A 21,866-nucleotide genomic window follows, 5' to 3' on the forward strand; every position below is an offset into this window, starting at 1 on the left:
AGCCAGGCGATGGAAGAGGCCGATTTCGAACTTCGTCGAGTGCTCGGACTGCTGCAGCGGCAGTTGCGGCTGATCCTGATTGTCCTCGTCGTGGGCGTTGGTGCGACGGCGCTTGTCGTGTTCTCACTCACCCCGGTCTATCAAGCTTCGACCTTGGTCGAGGTGCAGCCACGCGATCGCAACCTGCTTGACCCCAGTGGCGATTTCAACACCGGCGCGAGCGACATGACCCGCGTCGCCAGTGAGCTTGAGATCATGCGTTCCGACGCGACGATCCTTGGTGTCGTCAAGAAGGAGGCGCTGACCTCCGACACCGAGTTCGGGCCCAAGATCGGGTTCCTGGATCGCATGCTGGCCTTCCTGCAGATCCGCCAACCGGTCCTGCCCGACGGCGACGCAGCATTGCGCCGCGTGCTGCAGAACTTCGATCGCGCATCCTCCGTCAGCCAGGTAGGGCTGTCGAGCATCGTCTCCATGTCGGTCCGCTCCACCGACCGCAACCGCGCAGCAGAACTCGCCAATGCCTGGGCTCAGACCTATATCGATGCGCAGGTCTCGGCCAAGATCGACAGCACGCTCAACGCGCGCAACGTTCTGCAGGCGCGGCTCGGGCAGGCCCGGGCCGCCATGGTCGCCGCCGAACAGTCGCTCGACACCTATATCGACGGCAACCTGGCGCGCATTGTCGGTGAGACCGGCCGAGCCGATGTGGCCGATCTCGGTGGCAACCTGCGCGACCTGCTCGCCGAAAAGAACGTGCTCTCCGGTCGCTTCAATCAGGCCGAAGCCGGTCTGCGCCAGAAGAACTGGGAGCTCTTGACCAACACGCTGCAATCGGACGCGCTGCGCGAACTCGAGCGGCAGCGTGAGCAAGTGGCGGCAACCCTCGAGAAGGCGGCCGAAGGCCCCGCGGTAAACCTGCGTGCCGAACTGGCAGGCATCGAACAGCGGCTGGGGCAGGTCGCCGACCAGGCAGTTGCCGACCTCCGGCGCGCCGTTTCCGACAATCAGTCTCGGGAGACCGACCTCAGGCAGCGCCTGCGCACCGCGGTGCTGTCGAGCGCGCTGCCTGCCGACATGCTCGGCGAGATCTTCGACATGCAGCAAAGCGCCGAGCTCGGTCGGCAACAATACCAGACCCTGATGTCGCGAACGCAGGACCTGGATGCGCAGGCAACGCTGCAGATCGCCGACAGCCGGATCATTTCGCCAGCGCTGGCGCCCGAGCAGCCGGCGTTCCCCAACACGCTGCTCTCCCTCGTCGGCGCGGGCGTCATTTCACTGGCTGCCGGCGTCGGCTTGGCCTTCCTCCGCGAGAACCTCGTCGGCGGGCTGCTGACCGAAGATCAGACCGAGGCGGTGCTGAAGCTGCCGGTGGCGGCGGCGACGCCGCGGCTCCGCAAGCCCCCGCAAGGCTCGCTCGCCGACCTGATGCTGACCTCGCCGTTGTCGCAGCTGCCGGAAGCGATCCGACGGATACGCGTCACCATCGACCAGCGCCTGCGGCGTTTTGGTCTGGAGGCAGAAGGCCAGAAGGGCGCCATTGTGGTGATGGTCACCTCATCAACGGCAAACGAGGGCAAGAGCACCATCTCCTTGTCGCTGGCGCGGGCTTACGGCGCATCCCACAAGAACGTTTGCCTTATCGACTGCGACCTGCGTCGGCCGAGCATCGAGGCAATGGCCGGGCTGCCTTCCTCCGACCGCTTGCTCGCCTACCTGTCGGAGGATCAACCGGCGATCGGCACGGCAGAATTGGTCGTTCGCGATACCCAGCCGGGCGTCTACATCATCGGGGCGGGTGAGCGTGCCGACGTTCCCACCGACCACTTGATCGGCGGACCGAATTTTGCGCGCCTTCTCAACCAGGCGCGCGCCCGGTTTGACGTCGTGATTCTCGACACTCCGCCCGTAGGGCCAGTGGCCGATGGTCTCTACCTGGCAGGGTATGCGGATCTTGTCTTGTTCGTAGTGATGTCGGGCCGCACGTCACAGACCGAGGCACGTCTTGCCCTGGGGCACTTGCGCACTGCTCTTCGTGGCCATGAACCGATCGTGGCCGTGCTCAACGGACAGGAGCGTGCCAGCGCCCGGTACAAGAGCAGCTACGGCTACTCGTATTACTCCGACCCCTCGTAGCCGACCTGGCCAGCTGCCGCCGCGTCTGCGCTCGCGGTCGATGCCCGATCGCGCAGATCAGCCGCGTCGAACCGTCAATCAGTTGCAATCGACATAGGCGGTGTCTGCGCACAACCTGGCCAGGCGTTGAGCTTCCAGAAGCTCTGCGGGCGTCATCGAGGTAGCCACCAGGTCACGTTTTCTCGCGGCCTCAGCTGCTCCCTCCGGCGCCATATGCGCGGCGGCAAGGTTGAGCCACTTATGCGACTGGATCAGGTCCTGCTCGAGCCCGCGTCCCCCGAACAGCATCCATCCCAGTGCGAGCTGCGCCTCGGCATTCGCCTTGAGCGCTGCTTGCCGATAGAGCTTCACCGCGCGCTCGAGGTTGCGCTCGAGGCCCTTGCCGGCGGCCAGCATGTCGGCCAGCGCCAGCGCTGCGCCCGCATCGCCCTGGTCCGCCGCCGTCCCGTACCAGTACGCTGCCTGTTGTTGGTTGACAGCGACGCCAGTCCCCGACGCATAGGCCTGGGCCAGCGCGACCTGTGCTTCGACATAGCCTGCTCGAGCTGCCTTTTCGAACCATGTGGCCGCCAGTGCCTTGTCCTGCGGTGTCCCGGTCCCCGTCTCGTACAGGCTCGCCAGCTCGAACTGGGCAGCAGGATATCCCTGGCCGGCGGCAAGTTCGAACCATCTGAATGCTTCCTGCGGCTCGGCAGAGCCGTTGCAACCGGCCGAATAGAGTTTTCCGAGGCGAAAACGGGCTTCGGGAATGGCTTGCACCGCGGCAGCCAGCAGCCAGCGTGCCGCGCCGCTGCAATCCTTCGCCACGCCATCGCCATCGGCAAGAAGCTTGCCAAGTTCAGTCTGTGCCAAGGCAAGCCCCGACTGCGCGGCTTTCTCGTACCATTGCGCTGCCGTGGCATGGTCGCGTTCGACTCCAAGCCCATCCCGGTAGAGGTTTGCCAGGTTGAATTGGGCGACGGGCAACTCCTCCGCAGCTCGCCGGAAGAGGTCCGCGGCCGCGACGTAGTCCGTCATCCCCAGAGTTCCGTCGCGATACAGCACGCCGAGGTCATTGGCAGCCTGAACCGAGCCCTGGTCGGCAGCCTTGCGGAACCAGTCGGCCGCAGATTTTGCGTCTCGCTCGAGCCCGATGCCGTCCAGGTAGCGCTTGCCAAGTTCGTACTGGGCTCCCGCGTCGCCTTGTGCCGCCGCTGCCGCATACCAGTGAGCGGCCAACTGATCGTCACGCGTGATAGCCCCACCATGAGAGTAGAGAGCCGCAAGTCGCAATTGAGCTCGAAGCTCGCCGGCGTCTGCGCCATGCTGGTAGTTGGTCACGGCCTTGTCGAGATCCTGCAATCCTCTCACGGTCTCGAACATCTGGCCGACTTCGAAATATGCGGCAGACTGGCCCTGTTTGGCCGCGGCCTCGTACAACTCGATGGCCCTGCTGAAGTCTTGCGGTACACCCAGCCCATCCCGGTAAAAACGTCCGAGCCTCAGTTGGGCTCCGGCGTCGTTCTTCTTTGCCGCAGCGACTAACCAGCCGGTGACACGCACGGGATCGAGCTCTACATCGATGCCTGCCAACATGAGATCGGCCAGAGCAATCTGCGCCGAAGTCTGATTTTGCTCCGCTGCGAGCCGATACCACTGCGCCGCGGCCCGCACGTCCGCTGGCCCTAGCTTGCCGGACTCATGTGCCGCGCCAATGTTGTACTGTCCATCCGGGTCCCCGAGGTCGGCGGCCCGCTGGTACCACATCAGTGACTGACTTGGATCGGCTTCAACTCCCAGGCCCGAGCCATAAATCCAACCCAGCACCGCCATAAAGTGAACGTTGCCGTTGTCCGCTCCGGCCCGTACCCACTTGGCCCATTCTAGTAGGTCTTTAGGCACGCCCTCGCCGGCGAAGTATATGTCAGCGAGGGCGATCTGCGCACTCAAGGAGCCTTGGTCGGCTGCAGCGCGGTACCAACGGATGGCCTCCGTTGCAGATTTCTGGACGCCCTCACCGCGTCGATAACGCTCGGCCAGGAATACCTGAGCTTCCACATCTCCCGCTTCGGCTCTCTCGGTCGCCGCCGCTGGATCTCCCGCCCAGAAACTATCGACAAACGGAGGATTGTCGACAGCAAATGACAGTGTCCCCACGCTGGAGCAAGACCACGCGAGCGCGACAAGGCCTATCGCTCTGAAAATTAACAGCCAACGCAAGACCTAACCTCCAGAGCTCTCGCCGTATCCAAGCATTGTCGAATGGGCGCGCAGGAGCCTATCGCACGCCGCGTCAGTCGACAATTCTCCGCCGAGGCCTACTCTTTCCCGAGGCAGTCGCGCCGAAGTGCGAGCTGCCACTTATGAAGATGGGAGAAGGCGGAGGGACCCTTGCTGCCTTCGGAGACGTGACCTCGTGCGCTGGCCGCCGCGTAACCTAAAGACCGCGTTTCAGGCGCCTTGGCCAACTGCCGGCAGGGCCCGCAACTTCGCGGATGCAATGGCTTGTTGGTAGATACCCGTAAGCATCTCCAGGTTTCTATCGCCGCTGTATTGCCGGTGGAATGAGGCACGTGCTTCCTGGCCCGCCTTCGCCAGGAGACCAGGAGTTGAGAAGCAACTCCTAACCCGTTCAGCGAGCTCAGTTGTACTGTTGGTCTCGAAATGCCACCCATTGCTATCATGCTCAACAATTTCTGCGAGCGACCCAATACGGGAGCAGATAATCGGCAGACCCAACGAGAATGCCTCTATGGCGGTCAGGGGCAGGCCTTCATACCACCTCGACGGCATGATCAAGCAAGCTGCCTCTTTCATGTGCGTACGAACGTCTTCGGGTTGAAGTGCACCCAGGAATCGGACGCCGGGAGGGGCGGATGACTTCAGCGCGGCCTCTTCCGGCCCACTTCCGACCACGGTCAGTGGAACGTCAGGGAGTTGCCGCCATGCCTCGAGAAGGACATCGACGCCCTTTTCCCGCGAGAGCCGTCCGACATAGAGGGCCCCACTTCGCTTGTCGCTTATTTTGCCCGGGGTTTGCCAGTCCAGCGGCAGCGTGTTGGGTTTTACCGCTATCCGGTCTGCCGATAGTCCGGCCTCGATACACTTAGCTCGCGCAAAGTCAGTCAGAGCGATGAATCGGTCAACGCTGTCCCAGGTGCGATGAGAGAAGGCTCGGTTCTGCATGCGAACAACGGCGACGGATCCCGGAAGTGAGTTGCGGTAGCATCGGTGAACGACGCCCCAGTATCGTGCACCGTGAAGGCACTTCTCGCAAATGCGACCTTCCCGCAAGAAGAAAGCTCCCGCGCAGAACAACCGATAGTTCTGCAGGGTTTGGACCACCGCAACCCCAGCTGCACGAGCTCCTTCATGAACCGCAGGAGTAAATAGGGGGAAGAAGTTGTGGATGTGCACAACGTCGGGGCGAAATTCTCGTATGAGGCCGATGATGAAGTCGAAACGGGCAGGATTGTAGGGGGTGGCGAAAAAGGTTTCAATCTTGGCGCCAATTCCGGAAATCGTATGATTGTCCACGATCTCCAGGCGGACCGTATGACCGGCTCGGCGAAGGAGCTCGACCTCGGCCCTCATCTGCACATCTTCTCCGCCTGCCTGCTGATAGAGGTTGTGAAGTACGAGTACGCGCAAGGAAGGAAGCGATGAGTTCTCGACAGCGTTCGTTCCATTCATTGCACGTACTCGGTGTTGGGTAGATGTTCGTCGGTGGGGAGCTCGCCGCGCGTACCCCAGAGCTTGCGACGATCCCAAACATCATGCCGGCTGGCTGACTCGGCATGAGCGAACCGACGCTCAGGGCGCCGGCAGTGTTTGTCATACCCGTCAGGCTTGGTCCGCGGCAGTTGGAGTGAACTGATGACCATGGCCCCCCTCTGCTGAGTTGTGCGCGACCTGCTTGCGGTTGATCCCAAGGTCGGAGGCCCCCTATCTGGCGGGCGTAGCAGATGCTAATGCCCTGTGGTGCAATTCTCGCGCAAGTCCAAGCATGAGATAGGGTCGGCCATTGCCACCCTCGTCGGTGCCAAGTCCAGCGTCGTACCGGTCCTGAACCATCAAGCGAACATCTGCTGTTTGTCGTGGCAATATGTTGGATACTACACCAACGCGTAAAGCGATTATCAAGGCCGCTCCGAAAGCAGTGGTCATCCTGGCAAGTGGGCAGGGGGACGCGGGCCGTTGACCATCACAAACAAGGAACTAAGTCGAGTGGCGCTACTTGCGATGGCGATTGCCGTTGGCTTGGTCGCCCCCGTCTACTCGGGCATCCTGGTCTTGTGCATCGCCGCTCGGTCGTGGGCTCGAGCCGACATTGCAGCGCTGGCGCTGCTAATCGCCGGGTTCGCTTGGGTAAATGGGCACAAGACCCCAGCAAGCGATTGGCTTTGGTATATCTCACACTACCAGTTCATCTGGCACAATGGGCTCGAAGCGTACTTCAAGCTTGCAGAGTATAGCTGGAGCGAGGGGAGCATCAGCAACGTCCGACCGCAGAGCTCCGAGCCGCTGTTCTATGTCCTTTGCCTGATAACCGGCTGGATCTCCGGCGGCAGTGTTGCGGCACTGGCAGTTGCGGTGACGCTCGCAGTCTACGTGCCCGTGGGCGTCACCGCCGCCGCCTTCGCCCGCCGGCTTGGAGCGGCACCGGAAGTGGTTTTCGCTGTCGTTGTGGCCGTGTCCTGCATCGGGATGTCTGCCATGCTGACAACGCACCTGGTACGGCAGCAACTTGCCGTGGCTTACCTCTTTCCCTTCGCCTACTTCCTTTGGCAGCGCTCTTTCCTGACCGCGCTGATCCTGGCGGCAGTTGCGGCCGGGTTTCACAACTCTGCCACCTTGTTCGTGGGGTTGATTGGCTCGGCGTGGTTTATCGCAAACCTCAAGAGCCCCAGCTTACGCATTCTCGCGACGGCAGGTCTGTCGGCGGCCATGCCCGTCTTGGTTTCGATGCTGGGGGGGAGCGCACGCGTTTATGGATCCAACGACAGTTCCACTCTGTCACTGGCGGCATACGCTATCGATGCGCTCCTGCTTTTGGGGCTACTGCTCTCAAGTAGGCGCTGGCCAAATAGTGATCTGTTCCGGACGGTTGCTATCTTCGCTCTGACCTTGGTGAGTCTTATTTTCTGGTCGAGGGACGTCAATATCCTCTACGTGCGATTCTATTTCTACGGTGACCTTTTGCGGTGCATGGTTTTGGTGCTGATCACCCCGGGCATTGTCAAGGCGGTACCGCGATCAGGTGCGCTGTTAGTTGTTCTTGTAGCGTTACTATACGCAGATGCGAGGTTGCTCAACTCGGCATTCCAATTCAATTCGTCCTTGCTGATCCCCGCCTGGGACGGCAGGTGAAGCGCGCTTAAGTGCTATGATCGTACCTTCAGAGAAGCTGGCCACCCCCATGTTCGGAGCTGAAGTAGGCGGCGTGCGGCGAGGCAAGCAGAAATGTTCATTAAGGTAGCGGATGTGGCCGTAGCAAACGCGGCTCCGATCGCACCGTAGCGAGGCACTAGCAGCAGGTTGAGGAGCAGGTTCAACCCAGAAAATGCAAACATCAGTAAGATGTAGAGCCGCTCAGATCCCAGAATCATCAAGCTCAGTGCTGCCGGGCCACACGCTGCAACTGCAATTTGCATAGAAACTAGAATCGCTGCGGGCAAGTAGGCCGAAGCGTAGTCGGGCCCGAACACTAGTACCATCAGGTCCTTGCCGACAACCCAGAAGGCGACTGCGCCGATCAGGGTGGCTGCCGTAGAGAGTGCGGCGCTGCGCTGGCACAACTGGGACACGGCTTCAATATCGCCGGAAGCATATGTGCTGACGATGCGAGGTGCCAAGACCATGTCCAGGACAGAAATGCCAATCGCAGCCGCAGAGGAAATAAGTACTGCCAAACGGTAGTTCGCCACCGAGGTGGCGTCTGAAAGGGCGCCAATTAGCAAGATGTCCAAATACTGGCTAAGCGCCCAGCCGACACTCACTAGAACAAATACCCAGCTGCGCTGAAGATACGCAATTGATAGCCAAGGCCCGCGCAAAATGTTGGAAGAGGGCACAAAACGGCGGTAAAGAAGAACGCAGACAACTGCATATGAAGTCAGGACCGCCAGCGCCGTCCGGTCTGCCGGCGCAAGCTGGTAGAGCAGAAAAAAAGCAAAGAGGAAAAGAACTTGTCGACCTACCATATCGAGGGCGTTCGACAAGACAACTGCGCCGTTGGATTTGCCAATCGCAACAAGTATCGCCAGGAATGATGTAAGCCCCGTGGCAACACACCATATGGCGACTGTCCATGCCGGCTGTGGGAACAGTAGTGCTTGAGTAAGGGCGAATGCGATACTCGCTCCCATGGCGCCAACGAAGCCCCATCGAATACCTTGCGCGACCAGGTAGCGCGCGAAGCGACCCTTCGCCCGCGGGAATCGGGCCACGGTCAAGCCCGGAATACCCAGGTGGAAAACCAGAGACAGGAAGAGCATCAGAGCAGCGTTGCGGCTGTAGATGCCGAAGTCTTCAACGCTGACCGTGCGAGTAAGGACTATCGAAGCAACGAAGCCCAGTCCAACCTGTGCCGCCTTAATAGCGGCGCCACTTACCAGCAACTTAGTTATGGACATGGCTTAGCCGTCGCGCAGATGAAGCGAAAGTATTCCGTCCCGCATCTGCTTGGCGATAGATGCGGGACTGACAGAGGCAGCAATCTCACGTGCCGCGCGGCCCATGGCAGCTAACTGCTGGCGTCTGTCGATCACTCGTTCAAGAACCTGGTCGATACTCCGAGGATTGGCCACATCGAATATGAAGCCGTTCACACCATCGAGGACGATGTCGCCGCTTACGCCGTTATACTGTGTGGTCACAGCCGGTTTTCCCGCGGCGAGAGCCTCCACGATCGACAGAGACCAATTGTCTTCCTTGGTTGGAAGCATGGCTAGGTCGCAGCTTACCAGCAACTCGAGGACTCTATTGCGTGGAACCTTTCCCAGGAGTTTGACGATGTTTGTCAGGCCCTGCTGTTCGACTAGCTGTCGCAGTTCGCTAGCCAGGGGCCCTTCACCGACCACGCTAAGTAAAAAGGCCTCCTTGCTGGGGCTGCGTCCGACGGCCTCGATAAGCTCACGGAGCCCCTTCCTATCGATGAGCTGCGCGGCAACGAACATGTGGAGTTTTGCACTGCGTTGTTCGATTGCGGTAAGCTCGAAGAAGGACTCGTGGCAGGTGTAGTTGCGGGGCGAGAGTATGGGAGAGGAGAAACCAAGCGCCTGAAGTAGCGCCCGGGTCTCCTTGCCGTTGATAAAGTACCCTGATGCCAGTCGGCTGAGCGCACGATAAACGGCTCGCCGGGGCCACGAGTTTTTGCGCTCCGTCCATCGCGTACGCTCATAAGATGTTATCACACGTGTGCGTGGTCTGAGCATCTTTAGCAGGAAGCCATGGATCGCCCAGCGGCCAAATCCTTCAGCAATTACGACATCCGGTTTCCGGCTAAGTAGCCACCACAACAGCTGCCAACTGAAATGAAGTTCAAATCGTGGTTCACCGTCTGAATTGAGCAGCCTGAGCAGCGGTCGCCCGGGTAGAACGGCAAGCGTCCCGTGGCTGCGATAAGCCTCTAGATCGGCTTCCGACAAGGCGGCTGTGTTGCTTGTAAGTAGAGTAAGATCACCAAAGGGCGCGCATTCGCGGGCCAAGTGCTTCATCGTGCACAGCCGATAGTCGGCTACTTGGTGCGCGAGATAGACGATCGAAAGTCGCCTGTCACCCATCGGTCAACTCCTGCCCGTGAAGTCTGCACGAGCGCCGACCTCCACTAATTCCAAGCCCATTCGCGCCTCCAGACGCTCACTCGTAGGCACAACCTGCTGGCTCAACAACGTGACCCTCGAGGGCCGTGAGGCTCAACGATCTCAGGGGCGCATTGTCCTGTCGAGAGGTAGCCGTGCGGGCGATTGCTGCGGCGTCGCTCACCGTGGGAGTGTCTGCCCGTGTCGCGATGGGCAGCCGCATAACCTATCCGTAGCGCAGGTCCTGGCTCGGCACCCGCTCTGCTTCGGGATGCAGCAAACCCAGTTTCTGCCGCGCCAGCAGGGTGAGATAGAGAGGGTTCAGCAGCAGATAGCGCTTCCAAAGTCGCTTCGGCTCCTGCACCAGGCGGAACACCCATTCCAGACCGGCGGACTGGACCCACTGCGGCGCCCGCGATAACCGGCCGGCATAATAGTCATAGGCCGCCCCGACCGCGATGGTTGGCCGAGAGAGCGCGTCGGCATGCTCGTAGGCAAACACCTCCTGTCTGGGACAGCCCAGTCCGACCAGCACGATATCGGCACCGGAGGCACGAATGCGCTGGTCGAGCTCGCGGCTCTCGCTCTCGCTCAATTGGCGGAAAGCGGAAGGCTCGGCGCCGGCGATACGCAGGTTCGGGAGCTCTGATGCGAGGCGTGAGCGCATCGCATCGAGAGTCTCGGTGCGACTGCCGAACAGAAAGACCGACAGTCCAAGCTCGGCCGCCCGTCTGAAAATCGCGATCGTCAGCTGCGGGCCTGTGACACGGTCGGGGAGTACTTCTCCATGGATCCACCGCAGCGCCCAGCGTACGGGTTGCCCATCGGGAACGACGAGGCCAAAGCGATTGAGACGATAGCGGTGTTCGGGATCGAGCACTCCCGTCATCACCCCATGGACGGCAAGCGCGCTTACCGCCAGCGGCTGCCTGGCCTGAGCCGCCTCGATGACCTGAGCGGTAGCGCCCTCGTAGTCGACGACGCTGATCCCGACGCCGAGAATGTCGCGCTTGCCTCGCTGGATCATGCGTCCATCAGCCAGCGCCCGCGGCCCATCTCGTGGATGTCCTCCAGCGTCGCATGGAGGTCGTAGCTGAGCCGATATCCCGGATAGTCGTCTTCGAAGCGCGACATGTCGCTGATCCACCACATATGATCGCCGATGCGGTTCTGCTCCGAGTAGCTGACGTTAAGCTTTCGACCCGCAATAGTCTGGCAAAGTTCGATGGCCTCGAGCATCGAACAATTGGCAGTGCGGCCGCCTCCGACGTTGTAGACCTTGCCCGAGCCTGGCGCCTGGGCAAACCGCCAGAGCGCCTGCACCAGATCGTGTGAGTGGATGTTGTCCCGCACCTGTTTGCCGCCATATCCGAAAATCGTATAGGGCCGGCCGGTGACGGTGCACTTCATCAGGTAGGCCAGAAAGCCGTGCAGCTCCGTGCTCGAGTGGCCGCCGCCGGTGAGGCAGCCGCCACGGAAGCAGCCGGTCTTCATGTCGAAGTAACGCCCATATTCCTGCACCAATGCATCGGCCGAGAGCTTGGATACCCCGAACAGGCTGTGCGTCGACTGGTCGATGCTCATGCTCTCGTCGATACCGTGCGCGAAGTAGGGATGCTCGGCGGCAACTTCCAGCCGTGTCTCATGTTCGACGAGAGGCAGCCGATTGGGGGTGTCGCCATAAACCTTGTTGGTCGACATGTAGAGGAAGGCCGCCTCCGGTGCGTGATGGCGTGTCGCCTCGAGCATATTGAGGGTGCCCAGCGCATTGACGCCGAAATCCGTGAATGGCTCGCGAGCGGCCCAGTCGTGCGAGGGTTGCGCAGCGGCGTGCAGCACCATCATCACGTCATTGCCAAGATCGGCAAACAGCGCGTTCAGCCCGTCCTTGTCTCGAACGTCCACGCTACGGTGCTGATAGCGACTGTGCTGCCGGCGGAGCTCGTCAACGCGCCACGAGGTGGAGGCTTCCGGACCGAAGAAGTAGGACCGCATGTCATTGTCAACGCCGACAACGTCGAGGCCCTGTGACACCAGAAACGTGACAGCCTCGGACCCGATCAGCCCGCCAGCGCCAGTAACGACTGCTATGCTCATTTGAATTCGCGTCCGTTCGACTTTAAGACTGTCAACGATGTTCTTCTTCCAGGCCCGGCTGCGACATCCCTGGCGCGGGGATCAGGGAGAAAAGGCTCCCTGATCCCCATTGTATGTTCGCGACAAGGCGAACAGGAAGTCGCTAAAGCAATTGTGACTCATAAGCCGGCATGCTTGCACGTCATTTGCTCCAGTATCGTGAATCGCGGGGCTGGCTGACCTAATTGCTTGGCAAGAAGACACAGCGTCATCAGTAACCTGACGAGGTCGCTGAACTCGAAAACTCTAGGGCGAGGGGGGGTGGCGAAGGGCATCGGTGATCACCTGGCTCGACGCCTCCGACATGGGCCCCGCGAGGCAGGTTTCCTCCTGTCCCACTCCGGCGCACAACGTCCTGATCGCGCGAATGGTTTTCCTGGTGAGTTGTCCCGAGGGCGCTTCGTCGATGAGCAGGCCTCGGTTGACCAGTGCCGACTGGAGCAGAAAGACATAGGCGTTCTCGTTCAAAGTCCGCATCTCCAGCAGCACCTGTGCCTGGGTGGCGGGCTGCAGCAGCATGAAGTCCCGGGCCAGGTCTTCTGGCGAGCGGGGCAACCCGCTCACGCCGACGCTGAGCATCAGCCGTTCGGCAATCGCTTGCTGGGCTGGCAGGTGCGCCGCAACCGCGTCGTACACACGCCGCGCTTCCGCCGGCTGCGCCGGCAGACCAGCTGCGCCTCTGCGATAGAGCTTGACCAACGCCAGGCCCGCGTCAGCGTTTCCTCGCCCGACAGCAAGCTCCAGCACTGCCGCTGCGGCCGCCCCGTCGGGGAGAATGCCGCGACCAGCCACCAGCGCTTCTGCAAGCAGGACCGCGGCGCCCGGAACATTCGCGGAAGCTGCCTGTCTCAGCAACGCGATACCAGGATTGAGCTCGTTCGCCGCGACAGGTTGGTCGAGATAGTCGTCCGCGAGCGCCAACAGCGGTCGCTCGTTGCCTGCCGTCGCGGCGCGCAGGAGATACCCGGCTGCGCGTGGCAGATCCTGGGGCACGACCTCTCCGCTCCGGAATAGTTCCCCTAGCCGGACCAACGAGGCAACGTCGCCGGCGTCCGCCGCACGAGACAGGTAGCCGAGGCCACGTTTTACGTCCGCGGCGACTCCCCTGCCGGTGACGAAGGCATCGCCCAGTTCCGCAAGGACTGCAGGTGGCGGAAGCCTTGTCCACCGATCGAAGTATCCTGCCGCGCCCATCAGATCTCGAGGCACTATCTTGCCCAGGAACAGGATGTTCGCCAGCCGCTCTGCCGCTTCCTCAGGGTATGATGGCAGGGCAGCCTGATAGTAGTGCAGGGCGCGTTCGCCGTCCGTGCTAACGCCATTGCCGTCGCGGTACGCATCGCCAAGTATCAGGTTGGCTTCATCGGGAACGCCCGAGGGCGCGCGTTCGTAATAGGACTCCGCTTTGGCGAGATCGCGGCTCGTTCCCCGCCCGTAGAAGAAGATATCTCCCAACCGAGCGGCGGCTTCAGTCTGGCCATGCTGGAGCGCAGCCTCATAGTATTTGCGTGCCTTCGCCTCGTCTCCCGCCTGGCCCTGGAAATAATCGGCGATCTCGAGCAACGCCCGCTCCGGAACGCCTTCGGGGGAGCGCTCATAAAGTGCGGCCGCCTTGCCGATGTCCCTCGGGACGACCGATCCCGCGAAGTAGAGCTCGGCCATTCGGGCAGCAGCTTCGCTAACCCCGGCCTCGTCGGCCATCGCGTAGTAGGCCAGCGCCTTGTGTCCATCTGGGGTTCCCGCAGCGCCATCGCGGTACACGTCGCCCGCCGCGAGCAACGCACGCAAGGGAACCGCGCCTGCCGCCTCGTAGAATCTCGTCGCCTGCACAGGATCGGCCGGCAGCAGCTTGCCGTCGAAGTAAAGGTCGCCGAGCAGTTGGTTGGCCGCGACGTCGCCTGCCGCGACCGCCCTCTGGTAGTATTGTGCAGCGCGCGAGCCGCTCACCTGGACATTGTTGCCATCGCGATATGCGTTGCCCAAAGCGACCAGCGTCTCCGCCGGTATCCCGTCCGGCTGTTGATCGAAATACTGTTCTGCTTTCGCCGGATCGCTCGGCCCCAGCGCTTGTGAAAGATAGAGGGCGCCAAGCCGTCCGGCAGCATCGCGATTACCCTGAGCAAGCGATCGTTCGTAGAGTTCGACCGCTTGGGACAGCAGGGTTGCCCCGCCCTGCGAGGCGAGCGCATCGGCGATCGGAAGCAAGGCTCGGGACGGTATTCCGGAAGACGCTCGCTCGTAGTACGAGGCGGCGCGCAGCATGTCGGGGGTACCGAGGACGCCGTCGAAGTACATGTCGCCGAGGTGGCCGGCTGCCTCTCCGATGCCGGCTGAAAGGGCCTTCTCATAGAGGGCTGCAGCTGCGGCCGGCTGGCGCGCCTGCTGAAGCTCGCCGGCCAGCAGGTATCCTCTTGCCTCGCCAAGCTCGGCGGCGCGAACGAAGGCCGCGGCGGCCTCGTCCGCCGCCTGCGGATCGCTGCTGAGGGCGGTACCAAGCTTGAGGCCGGCGACTGCGACGCCGCCGCCCAGTGCACGCCGGTAGTACTCGAGTGCTGCCCGCCGGTCCACCGCCACGCCGATGCCGTCGAGACGGGCATCGCCCAGCTTGAGCAGGGTCAGGGCCGGCACGGTTGAGCCCGCCAGCTGATAGAACCGCTCTGCGGCGGCGATGTCGCGAGCGACCAGCTTGCCCTCGAAGTATATGTCGCCCAGCCGGACTGCAGCATCATATTGTCCAGCCTGGTAGGCACGCTGGTAGAGTCCTACGATGGCCTGTCCCTGTCGATCCGCCTCCTTCTGGGCTGCCATCGCATCGGCAACCGGCAGCGCCTTCGCGAGCGGCACCTCGTCGGGGGAATACAGATAATACCGCGCTGCGCCGGCGATATCATCCTGTTCGACAAGCAACTGGCCGATGCGAGCGGCAGCCTCCGTCGATCCGAGCGCGAATGCAGCAACATAGTTGTCAAGCGCAGCAGCAGAGTCGGGGGCCGTTGCCGGGTGAGCAGCGTAGAGGTCGCCGAGCCGGAGCCCCGCGTCTGCATCGCCCTGGGCCAGCGCCTCCTGATATGCATGCACTGCGGCCGCCAGCTCGTTGCCTCTGTCGCGCTGCAGATCGCCGATGCGCAACCATGCTGCCGCGCTCCCCGCGTCGGCGGCCAGTTGATAGCTCGCGATCGCCTCGTCGAGATCCGGAACGCCTATCTGGCCGTCGCGATATAGATCGCCCAACGTCAGCGCAGCGTCGGGGTTGATACCGGCCGCGGCTTTCAAAGCTGCCACGGCACCGCCGGCATCGCCCGAGTCCAGCTGCAACAAGGCAAGGGCTACCACCGCCGATTGACTGCCCGCGTCGGCGGCCTGCAGCAAATGAGATCTCGCCGAGCCGACATCGCGCGGCACCAGGCGGCCTTCTTCAAGCAGCTTGGCGAGCTTCAGGTGTCCGTCCGCCAAGCCGGCGGCTGCGGCTTCCGAATAGTTCGCTGTCGCCCTCGCGCCGTCGTTGGCGGTGACGAAGAAGTCGCCAAGCCGCAACGCAGCCTCGGCAGCGCCACGTGAACGAGCGTCCTCATAGTAGGCCGTTGCTGCCGCTGCACTGCTCGCATTTCCGGCCGCTCGTTTCATGTCGCCCAGTTTGAGGGCTGCCTCAGCGCTACCCAGGTCGAAAGCCAGCAAGTAGGCGGCTTCCCCGCGTCCTAGGTCGCGATCCACCAGCACGCCAGCCGTGAAGACGTCGCCCACGTGCAGGGCCGCTTCCACATCACCGTCTTGGGCCGCGAGGGCCTCGAGCGCGTCGAGAGCTTCACAGCGCTCTGTTCCAGCCGTGCTGGCCGCCAGGGCGTCCACCAGTTCCGAACGGGAGGGTAGCGGCTCCTCGGCGGCCGCAGCGATGCATCGTGGGCGCAGAGAACTCGGATCGGGCGCCTCGGCGGATCGCGCTGACGTCATCAGCGGCAGCATGATCATGCTGAAACCGACCGCAAGGCGAACCCACCAAAACTGGATCATAGGACACCCGACCTACTCGCTCAACACCAGCCTATCAGACCGCAATTCCAGTTCAACGTACCGCGCAGGCTATTCCGCCTGCCGATGTGACTGTAGCCAGCCGCCCGGCTATCACGCTGCCGCCGTTATCCATGCCGTGCAGTTGCGTGAGCGCTTGCCATGTGGATGTACTAAGCATTTGCTGAAGTGATGGCTTCTGTACTGGCGGAGGATTTATGAGGAACAGTTCTGTGCAGCGTGTGCTGGTCACCGGCGGCGCCGGATTTCTGGGCAGCCATCTTTGCGATCGGCTCATCGCCGCCGGTCATGACGTGATCTGTGTCGACAACTTCTATACCGGCAGCAAGGACAATATCCGCCATCTCATCGGTAACCCGCGCTTCGAGCTGCTGCGGCATGACGTGACCTTTCCGCTCTATGTCGAGGTGGACAGGATCTTCAACCTGGCGTGCCCGGCTTCCCCGATCCACTACCAGCGCGACCCGGTGCAGACCACCAAGACCAGCGTGCACGGCGCCATCAACATGCTTGGCCTCGCCAAGCGCCTCCATGCCCGCATCCTCCAGGCCTCCACCAGCGAGGTGTATGGCGATCCCGAGGTTCACCCGCAGACCGAAGACTATTGGGGCCGGGTCAACCCGATCGGCACGCGCGCCTGTTACGACGAAGGCAAGCGTTGCGCCGAGACGCTGTTTTTCGACTATCACCGCCAGCACCGCCTCGAGATCAAGGTGATGCGCATTTTCAATACCTACGGTCCCCGCATGCAGCCCGATGACGGTCGTGTGGTGTCGAACTTCATCGTTCAGGCCCTGAAGGGCGAGCCGATCACCATCTATGGTGACGGCAACCAGACGCGCAGCTTCTGCTACGTCGATGATCTCATCGAGGGCATGTTGCGGCTGATGGAAACGGGTCCCGACGTGCCCGGCCCGATCAACATCGGCAACCCAGGCGAGTTCACCATGCGAGAGCTGGCCGAGATGGTGGTCCGGCAGACGGGCAGCAAATCGTCGATCGTCTATATGCCGTTGCCCTCGGACGACCCGCGTCAGCGCCGTCCGGACATCTCGCTAGCGCGTGAGAAACTCGGCTGGGCGCCCACCGTGGCGCTCGAAGAGGGAATGGCGCGCACCATCGATTATTTCCGCACCGTGGTGGCGGCCTAGGCATGCGGGTCGCTGTCATCGGTGGCGCCGGCTATATCGGCAGCCACGCTGCCAAGGCGCTGGCGCAAGCTGGTCACGAGCCGGTGGTGATCGACAACCTTTCGACCGGTCACCGCGAAGCGGTTCGCTGGGGGCCGCTGCATCAGGTCGACATCCGGGATCGGAGCACACTGGAGCAGGTTTTCGCCAGCGTTCGTCCCGACGCGGTCATGCACTTCGCGGCGCTCGCCTATGTCGGTGACTCGATGCGCGATCCGCTCGCCTACTACGACACTAATGTCGCGGGCACTGTGTCGCTGTTGCAGGCGATGCGGAAAGCTGATTGCTCGACCATCGTCTTTTCGTCCTCCTGCGCCACCTACGGCATTCCCGACAGTCTACCGATCACGGAGGCTTCCCCGCAGCGGCCCACCAATCCCTATGGGGAGACCAAGCTTGCCTGCGAGCGGCTGTTGCACTGGAACGGCATCACCCATGGCACCAGATGGATGGCACTGCGCTACTTCAACGCGGCGGGAGCCGATCCCGACGGCGAGATCGGCGAAACACACGAGCCCGAGCCGCACCTGATCCCACTGGCGTTGCGGGCGGCTGCGGGCACGGGAGCCGCCCTGAAGGTGATGGGCACCGACTATCCGACGCCGGATGGCACCGCGTTGCGAGACTATGTGCACGTCTCCGACCTGGCGGAGGCCCACGTCCTCGCCCTCCAGCACCTCGTCGCCGGCGGCCCATCCCGGGCCGTCAATCTCGGTACCGGCACCCCCCACAGCGTCCTCGGCGTGATCCGCACCGTCGAAGCGGTGACCGGTCGCAGCGTGCCGCATGAGTTGGCCGATCGGCGGCCCGGCGATCCACCCGAGCTCTGGGCCGATGCCGGGCTGGCGCGTTCGCTCCTGAGCTGGGTCCCGCGCTACCCGGCCCTCGACCGGATGGTTGAAACGGCCTGGTCGTGGACCACGAGAATCCGCTGATTTTCCTCCATTCACCTGCCGCTCGCGCTAAACTCCGGCTCTATCCGAGCGAGTGATTCAGATGAGCATTTCCTACGACGCCGTTCTTGCCGACATGGTCCATGTCGCGCGCCAGGCGGGGGCCCTGACGCTGGGCTACTTCAAGCGCTTCCGCGACATCGAGATCGGCATCAAGGGGCCGGCGGATTTCGTTTCCGACGCCGACAAGGAATCCGAGCTGCTGATCAGAAAGTTCCTGTTCGAGCGCTATCCGGACTGGAGCTTTACCGGCGAGGAGTTTCCGCCGGTCGACAAGGCCGATCAGGAGTATCGCTGGCTGGTCGACCCGATCGACGGCACCACCAACTTCATCAACGGCATGCACTACACCATCTCGCTCGCGCTGCGCCGCGGCAGCGAGACGGTGATCGGCGTGCTCTACAATCCGCCGGCCGACGAGATGTTCACCGCCATCGTGGGGCAGGGGAGCTTCCTCAACGGCGAGCGGCTCAAGGTCTCCGAGCAGACCGATATCGGGCTGATGAACATCGGCACCGGGCTGCCGACGCCGGGCCTCTCGCTCTATCCCGGCGCCTACGAGCGGCTCGACGCCATCCGCGCGCCCGTCGGGGCGGTGCGCATCGTCGGCAGCGCCGCCAACTCCTGCGCCTATGTCGCCATGGGGCGCCTTACCGGCTATTTCGAGGAGACTGGTTTCACCGACACCGCGGCGGGCATCCTGTTCGTCCAGGAAGCCGGCGGCATCGTCACCGACTGGTGGGGGCGGGGGCCGGAATATTACGAGCAGACCGGCGCCATGATCGTCGCCAACAAGGCGACGCATGCCTATCTGATCGAGAAGCTGAAGGATGTGCCGAAGAAGGAGCCGGAAGGCGCCAAGGGGGTGTGAGGCGAACACCGGCCTCTCGGCCATCTCCCCCGCAAGGGGGGAGATGGCCGAGAGGCCGGGGCTCACCCCAGCGCCGCCGCCACACCCTCGGGATCATCCGTGGTGATCTGGTCCACCTTCAGTTCAAGCAGCCGCCGCACCACTGCCATCCCCTCGTCGTCGGCCCGCCGCACCGTATAGGCGTCGATCCGCCGCCCATGGGCGTGGAAGGCGTTGATGATGTCGAAGCCATCGCGGTCCGCTTCCAGCACCAGCCGATACTCCAGATAGTCCAGTTCGGATTTCGGCGAGGCGGCGACTGCGTCGGCGACGAAAGTGGCGTAATCGCGCGTGTCCATCAGTCGTTCGATCGCGCCCTTGTGGCAGGGATCGTAGCCGATCCTCAGCCCCGGCGTCGCGTCGGTCAGCACCCGCACCGACTCGGCGTCGCCCGACGACAGGATGAAGTGGCGCGCCACCGGTTTCAGCGCCGCGGCGAAGTTGGCGATCACCTGAGGGTTGAGCGCCGCTGCATCCTCCTTGTAGTCGAGCTGCAGCAGCCCTTCGGGATGCGCGCCGTCACGGGCGATCAGCGCAGCGAGGTCCTCGAGCAGCATCACCTTGTCGGCGATCGGCTGCCCGTCATTGTCGCGCAGGTTGAGGCCGCGCAGCGCTGCCGCCGGCGTCTGTCGCACCAGCCCGCTGCCGGTGGTCTCGCGCTCCAGCGACAGGTTATGCAGCACCGCCATGCCATTGTCGGCGTGGACCACCAGGTCGACCTCGACGCTGGCGCCGTGTTGCATGCCTTCGATGATGCGGCGCCCGGTGAACACCGGATCGGAGCCGGTCCGCCGGCCGCGGTGCCACTTGAAGAACGTGCGATGACCGGCACGGGTCACCGAAATCGCGTCGGCCATATCTCTCAGTTGCTCCGGTGGATCGCCGCGTTGTCGCGGTAGGCCGCGAAGGCTCTCGGCTTCAAGTCGATCGGCTGGCCATGCGACCAGTCGCGCGCCTCGCCGGTCATCGACTTGAGCCGTGTCCCATCGGGCAGCTCGATATCGACGATAGCGTGCGTGCCATAGTCGGTGACGCGGTGGATTCTGGCCATGCCGGCGCCATTGGTCGAAACGATCTCGAGAGCCTCGGGCCGAACCGCCACCGTCGCCGCGCCATCGCCCACCGGCAGCGGCACGGTGAAGCCGGAATGCGTGAAGCTACCGTTGGCAACGGTGCCCTCGACCAGGTTCATCGTGCCGATGAAACCCGCCACGAATGGCGTCGCCGGCTCGCGATAGACGATGTCCGGCCGCGCCGCCTGCTCGGTGCGCCCGTCGCGCATCACCACGATGCGGTCGGCCAGCGCCAGCGCTTCGTCCTGTCCATGCGTGACGAACAGCGTGGTGATCTTCAGCCGCTGCTGGATATCCCGAACCTCTTCGCGAAGGCGCTCGCGCAAGTGCTGGTCGAGACTCGCGAAAGGTTCGTCGAGCAGCAGGATTTTCGGCTCCAGCACCAGCGAGCGCGCCAGCGCCACACGCTGCTGCTGGCCGCCCGACAGCTGGTTGGTGGCGCGGTTGCCGAAGCCGCCGAGCCCGACCAGCTCCAGCACCGCCTCGACCTTGCGCTTGATCTCGGCCTCGGGCAGGCGGCGCAGCTTCAGCCCGAACGCCAGGTTCTTGAACACGTTCATGTGCGTCCACAGCGCATGGCTCTGGAACACCATGCCGGTCGGCCGCTTCTCGGGCGGGACCCGCGTCACGTCTTCCCCGTCGATCGCCACGTAACCCGAGGTCGGGGTCTCGAAGCCACCGATCATGCGGAGCAGCGTCGACTTGCCCGAACCGGATGGGCCGAGCAGGCAAACCAGTTCGCCGTCCCCGACGGTCAGCGTGAAATCGTCCACCGCCTTGGTGGTCGAGAAGCTCTTGGTGACGTTCTTGATATCGAGCACGGACATAGTGGTTCCTAACCGCCAAAGCCCTTGGCAAAACTGCCCGAACTGATGACGCGGCGCGCGAACAGCAGCGCGATGAAGCTGGGTACCCAGAGCAGCACGGACAGCACCGCGCCGTACTGGATCACCGGCTGGTTGTTGATGAAGCTGATCATCAGCACCGGCAGGGTGCGGATCTGGGGGGCGCCGATCAACCAGGCGCCCTCGGTTTCGTAGAAGGTGCCGACGAAGCTCAGGAGGATCGCGGCCGCGATGGTCGGCCCGGCCTGGGGCAGGGTGATCGACCAGAACACCCGGAACGGGCCGGCGCCCACGTCGCGCGCCGCCTCTTCCATCCGCCGGTCGACCGACTGGAAGGCGGCAACCGGGATCCAGATCATGAACAGCAGCGTGCCGACGAGCTGGATCAGCACCACGCCCCAGAACGTGCCGATCAGGTTGAGGCTCAGAAAGATGCCGGCGATGGCGACCAAGAGGCCAAACTTCGGGAAGGCGTGCCCGGCGAGGAACGAGAAGAACAGGATGTTCCGGCCGGGAAAATCCATGCGCGCGAAGGCATAGGCCGCCGGCAGGCAGATGATCGCCGAAAGCAGCGTCACCACCGTCGCGAGGCTGAGGCTCATGGTGATGGCGCTCCAGACGTCGGCGCGGGCCAGCGTCTGCTGCCAGAATTTGAGCCCGAACTCCTGCGGGATCACCGAGGGGTAACGCCACACATTGGTGAAGGCCCAGGTGCCCACCACCAGGAGCGGCACCACGATGACGATGGTCAGGATCACGGCAAAGAAGATGCCGGTCCAGTCGATGCGTTTTTCTACGAGTGCGCGCGCCATG

At 62.9% G+C, this 21,866-nt stretch carries 15 protein-coding genes; 5 read left to right on the plus strand and 10 right to left on the minus strand.

Annotation, left to right across the window (positions count from 1 at the left end; all coding sequences use genetic code 11):
* The first annotated feature begins 9 nt into the window (after window positions 1-9).
* Window positions 10-2,139 carry a GumC family protein gene (locus tag APS40_RS19280; protein WP_055048593.1) on the plus strand — a complete coding sequence of 710 codons (2,130 nt, stop codon included), beginning with the start codon at window positions 10-12 and terminating at the stop codon, window positions 2,137-2,139.
* Window positions 2,140-2,217: 78 nt separating this feature from the next.
* Here APS40_RS19280 and APS40_RS19285 read toward each other — a convergent pair whose 3' ends face one another.
* Both APS40_RS19285 and APS40_RS24610 read right to left on the minus strand, forming a co-directional pair.
* Window positions 2,218-4,338, minus strand: a complete 2,121-nt coding sequence (locus tag APS40_RS19285; RefSeq protein WP_082434534.1) for an SEL1-like repeat protein — start codon at window positions 4,336-4,338, stop codon at window positions 2,218-2,220.
* 231 nt (window positions 4,339-4,569) lie between these two features.
* Window positions 4,570-5,712 (minus strand): glycosyltransferase, encoded by a 1,143-nt coding sequence (locus APS40_RS24610; protein WP_197279368.1) that lies wholly within the window; start codon window positions 5,710-5,712, stop codon window positions 4,570-4,572.
* Window positions 5,713-6,315: 603 nt separating this feature from the next.
* Between APS40_RS24610 and APS40_RS19295 the strand changes: the two genes are divergently transcribed.
* The gene (locus APS40_RS19295; protein ID WP_156343001.1) at window positions 6,316-7,488 is read left to right on the plus strand and encodes an EpsG family protein; all 1,173 of its coding nucleotides are present in this window, start codon (window positions 6,316-6,318) and stop codon (window positions 7,486-7,488) included.
* Window positions 7,489-7,502: 14 nt separating this feature from the next.
* Here APS40_RS19295 and APS40_RS19300 read toward each other — a convergent pair whose 3' ends face one another.
* From APS40_RS19300 to APS40_RS19320, 5 genes are all read right to left on the minus strand, one after another.
* Window positions 7,503-8,753 carry a lipopolysaccharide biosynthesis protein gene (locus APS40_RS19300; RefSeq protein WP_055048597.1) on the minus strand — a complete coding sequence of 417 codons (1,251 nt, stop codon included), beginning with the start codon at window positions 8,751-8,753 and terminating at the stop codon, window positions 7,503-7,505.
* Window positions 8,754-8,756: 3 nt separating this feature from the next.
* The gene (locus APS40_RS24615) at window positions 8,757-9,902 is read right to left on the minus strand and encodes a glycosyltransferase family 4 protein (RefSeq protein ID WP_082434536.1); all 1,146 of its coding nucleotides are present in this window, start codon (window positions 9,900-9,902) and stop codon (window positions 8,757-8,759) included.
* 244 nt (window positions 9,903-10,146) lie between these two features.
* Window positions 10,147-10,947 (minus strand): WecB/TagA/CpsF family glycosyltransferase, encoded by an 801-nt coding sequence (locus tag APS40_RS19310; protein WP_055048599.1) that lies wholly within the window; start codon window positions 10,945-10,947, stop codon window positions 10,147-10,149.
* Window positions 10,944-12,017 carry an NAD-dependent epimerase/dehydratase family protein gene (locus APS40_RS19315; RefSeq protein ID WP_055048600.1) on the minus strand — a complete coding sequence of 358 codons (1,074 nt, stop codon included), beginning with the start codon at window positions 12,015-12,017 and terminating at the stop codon, window positions 10,944-10,946. The genes APS40_RS19310 and APS40_RS19315 overlap by 4 nt, the downstream gene beginning before the upstream one ends.
* A 285-nt stretch (window positions 12,018-12,302) precedes the next feature.
* On the minus strand, window positions 12,303-16,064 hold the full coding sequence (locus APS40_RS19320; RefSeq protein ID WP_055048601.1) for a tetratricopeptide repeat protein: 3,762 nt from the start codon (window positions 16,062-16,064) through the stop codon (window positions 12,303-12,305).
* Window positions 16,065-16,279: 215 nt separating this feature from the next.
* Between APS40_RS19320 and APS40_RS19325 the strand changes: the two genes are divergently transcribed.
* From APS40_RS19325 to APS40_RS19335, 3 genes are all read left to right on the plus strand, one after another.
* Window positions 16,280-17,233 (plus strand): UDP-glucuronic acid decarboxylase family protein, encoded by a 954-nt coding sequence (locus APS40_RS19325; RefSeq protein WP_055048602.1) that lies wholly within the window; start codon window positions 16,280-16,282, stop codon window positions 17,231-17,233.
* A gap of 2 nt (window positions 17,234-17,235) precedes the next feature.
* Window positions 17,236-18,207: a UDP-glucose 4-epimerase GalE gene (gene galE, locus APS40_RS19330; RefSeq protein ID WP_055048603.1), complete on the plus strand. Its 972-nt coding sequence runs from the start codon at window positions 17,236-17,238 to the stop codon at window positions 18,205-18,207.
* A gap of 61 nt (window positions 18,208-18,268) precedes the next feature.
* Complete coding sequence (locus tag APS40_RS19335) at window positions 18,269-19,096, plus strand: inositol monophosphatase family protein (RefSeq protein ID WP_055048604.1); 828 nt, start codon at window positions 18,269-18,271, stop codon at window positions 19,094-19,096.
* A gap of 62 nt (window positions 19,097-19,158) precedes the next feature.
* Here APS40_RS19335 and APS40_RS19340 read toward each other — a convergent pair whose 3' ends face one another.
* The 3 genes from APS40_RS19340 to APS40_RS19350 are packed head-to-tail and all read right to left on the minus strand — an operon-like array spanning window position 19,159 to window position 21,865.
* The gene (locus APS40_RS19340; protein ID WP_055048605.1) at window positions 19,159-19,992 is read right to left on the minus strand and encodes a glycerophosphodiester phosphodiesterase; all 834 of its coding nucleotides are present in this window, start codon (window positions 19,990-19,992) and stop codon (window positions 19,159-19,161) included.
* A 5-nt stretch (window positions 19,993-19,997) separates the two neighbouring features.
* The gene (locus APS40_RS19345) at window positions 19,998-21,035 is read right to left on the minus strand and encodes an ABC transporter ATP-binding protein (protein WP_055048606.1); all 1,038 of its coding nucleotides are present in this window, start codon (window positions 21,033-21,035) and stop codon (window positions 19,998-20,000) included.
* Between the two features lie 8 nt (window positions 21,036-21,043).
* Window positions 21,044-21,865: an ABC transporter permease gene (locus tag APS40_RS19350; RefSeq protein WP_055048607.1), complete on the minus strand. Its 822-nt coding sequence runs from the start codon at window positions 21,863-21,865 to the stop codon at window positions 21,044-21,046.
* Window position 21,866 lies beyond the last annotated feature (1 nt).

It is taken from the genome of Devosia sp. A16 (assembly GCF_001402915.1).
GTDB lineage: Bacteria > Pseudomonadota > Alphaproteobacteria > Rhizobiales > Devosiaceae > Devosia_A.

Bases quoted from the DNA above. Each gene is read 5' to 3' on its own strand.
- APS40_RS19345 (WP_055048606.1), bottom strand. From the start codon at position 21,035: ATGTCCGTGCTCGATATCAAGAACGTCACCAAGAGCTTCTCGACCACC.
- APS40_RS24615 (WP_082434536.1), bottom strand. From the start codon at position 9,902: ATGGGTGACAGGCGACTTTCGATCGTCTATCTCGCGCACCAAGTAGCC.
- APS40_RS19280 (WP_055048593.1), top strand. From the start codon at position 10: ATGGAAGAGGCCGATTTCGAACTTCGTCGAGTGCTCGGACTGCTGCAG.
- APS40_RS19340 (WP_055048605.1), bottom strand. From the start codon at position 19,992: ATGGCCGACGCGATTTCGGTGACCCGTGCCGGTCATCGCACGTTCTTC.
- APS40_RS19300 (WP_055048597.1), bottom strand. From the start codon at position 8,753: ATGTCCATAACTAAGTTGCTGGTAAGTGGCGCCGCTATTAAGGCGGCA.
- APS40_RS19315 (WP_055048600.1), bottom strand. From the start codon at position 12,017: ATGAGCATAGCAGTCGTTACTGGCGCTGGCGGGCTGATCGGGTCCGAG.
- APS40_RS24610 (WP_197279368.1), bottom strand. From the start codon at position 5,712: ATGAGGGCCGAGGTCGAGCTCCTTCGCCGAGCCGGTCATACGGTCCGC.
- galE (WP_055048603.1), top strand. From the start codon at position 17,236: ATGCGGGTCGCTGTCATCGGTGGCGCCGGCTATATCGGCAGCCACGCT.
- APS40_RS19335 (WP_055048604.1), top strand. From the start codon at position 18,269: ATGAGCATTTCCTACGACGCCGTTCTTGCCGACATGGTCCATGTCGCG.
- APS40_RS19350 (WP_055048607.1), bottom strand. From the start codon at position 21,865: ATGGCGCGCGCACTCGTAGAAAAACGCATCGACTGGACCGGCATCTTC.
- APS40_RS19310 (WP_055048599.1), bottom strand. From the start codon at position 10,947: ATGATCCAGCGAGGCAAGCGCGACATTCTCGGCGTCGGGATCAGCGTC.
- APS40_RS19320 (WP_055048601.1), bottom strand. From the start codon at position 16,064: ATGATCCAGTTTTGGTGGGTTCGCCTTGCGGTCGGTTTCAGCATGATC.
- APS40_RS19325 (WP_055048602.1), top strand. From the start codon at position 16,280: ATGAGGAACAGTTCTGTGCAGCGTGTGCTGGTCACCGGCGGCGCCGGA.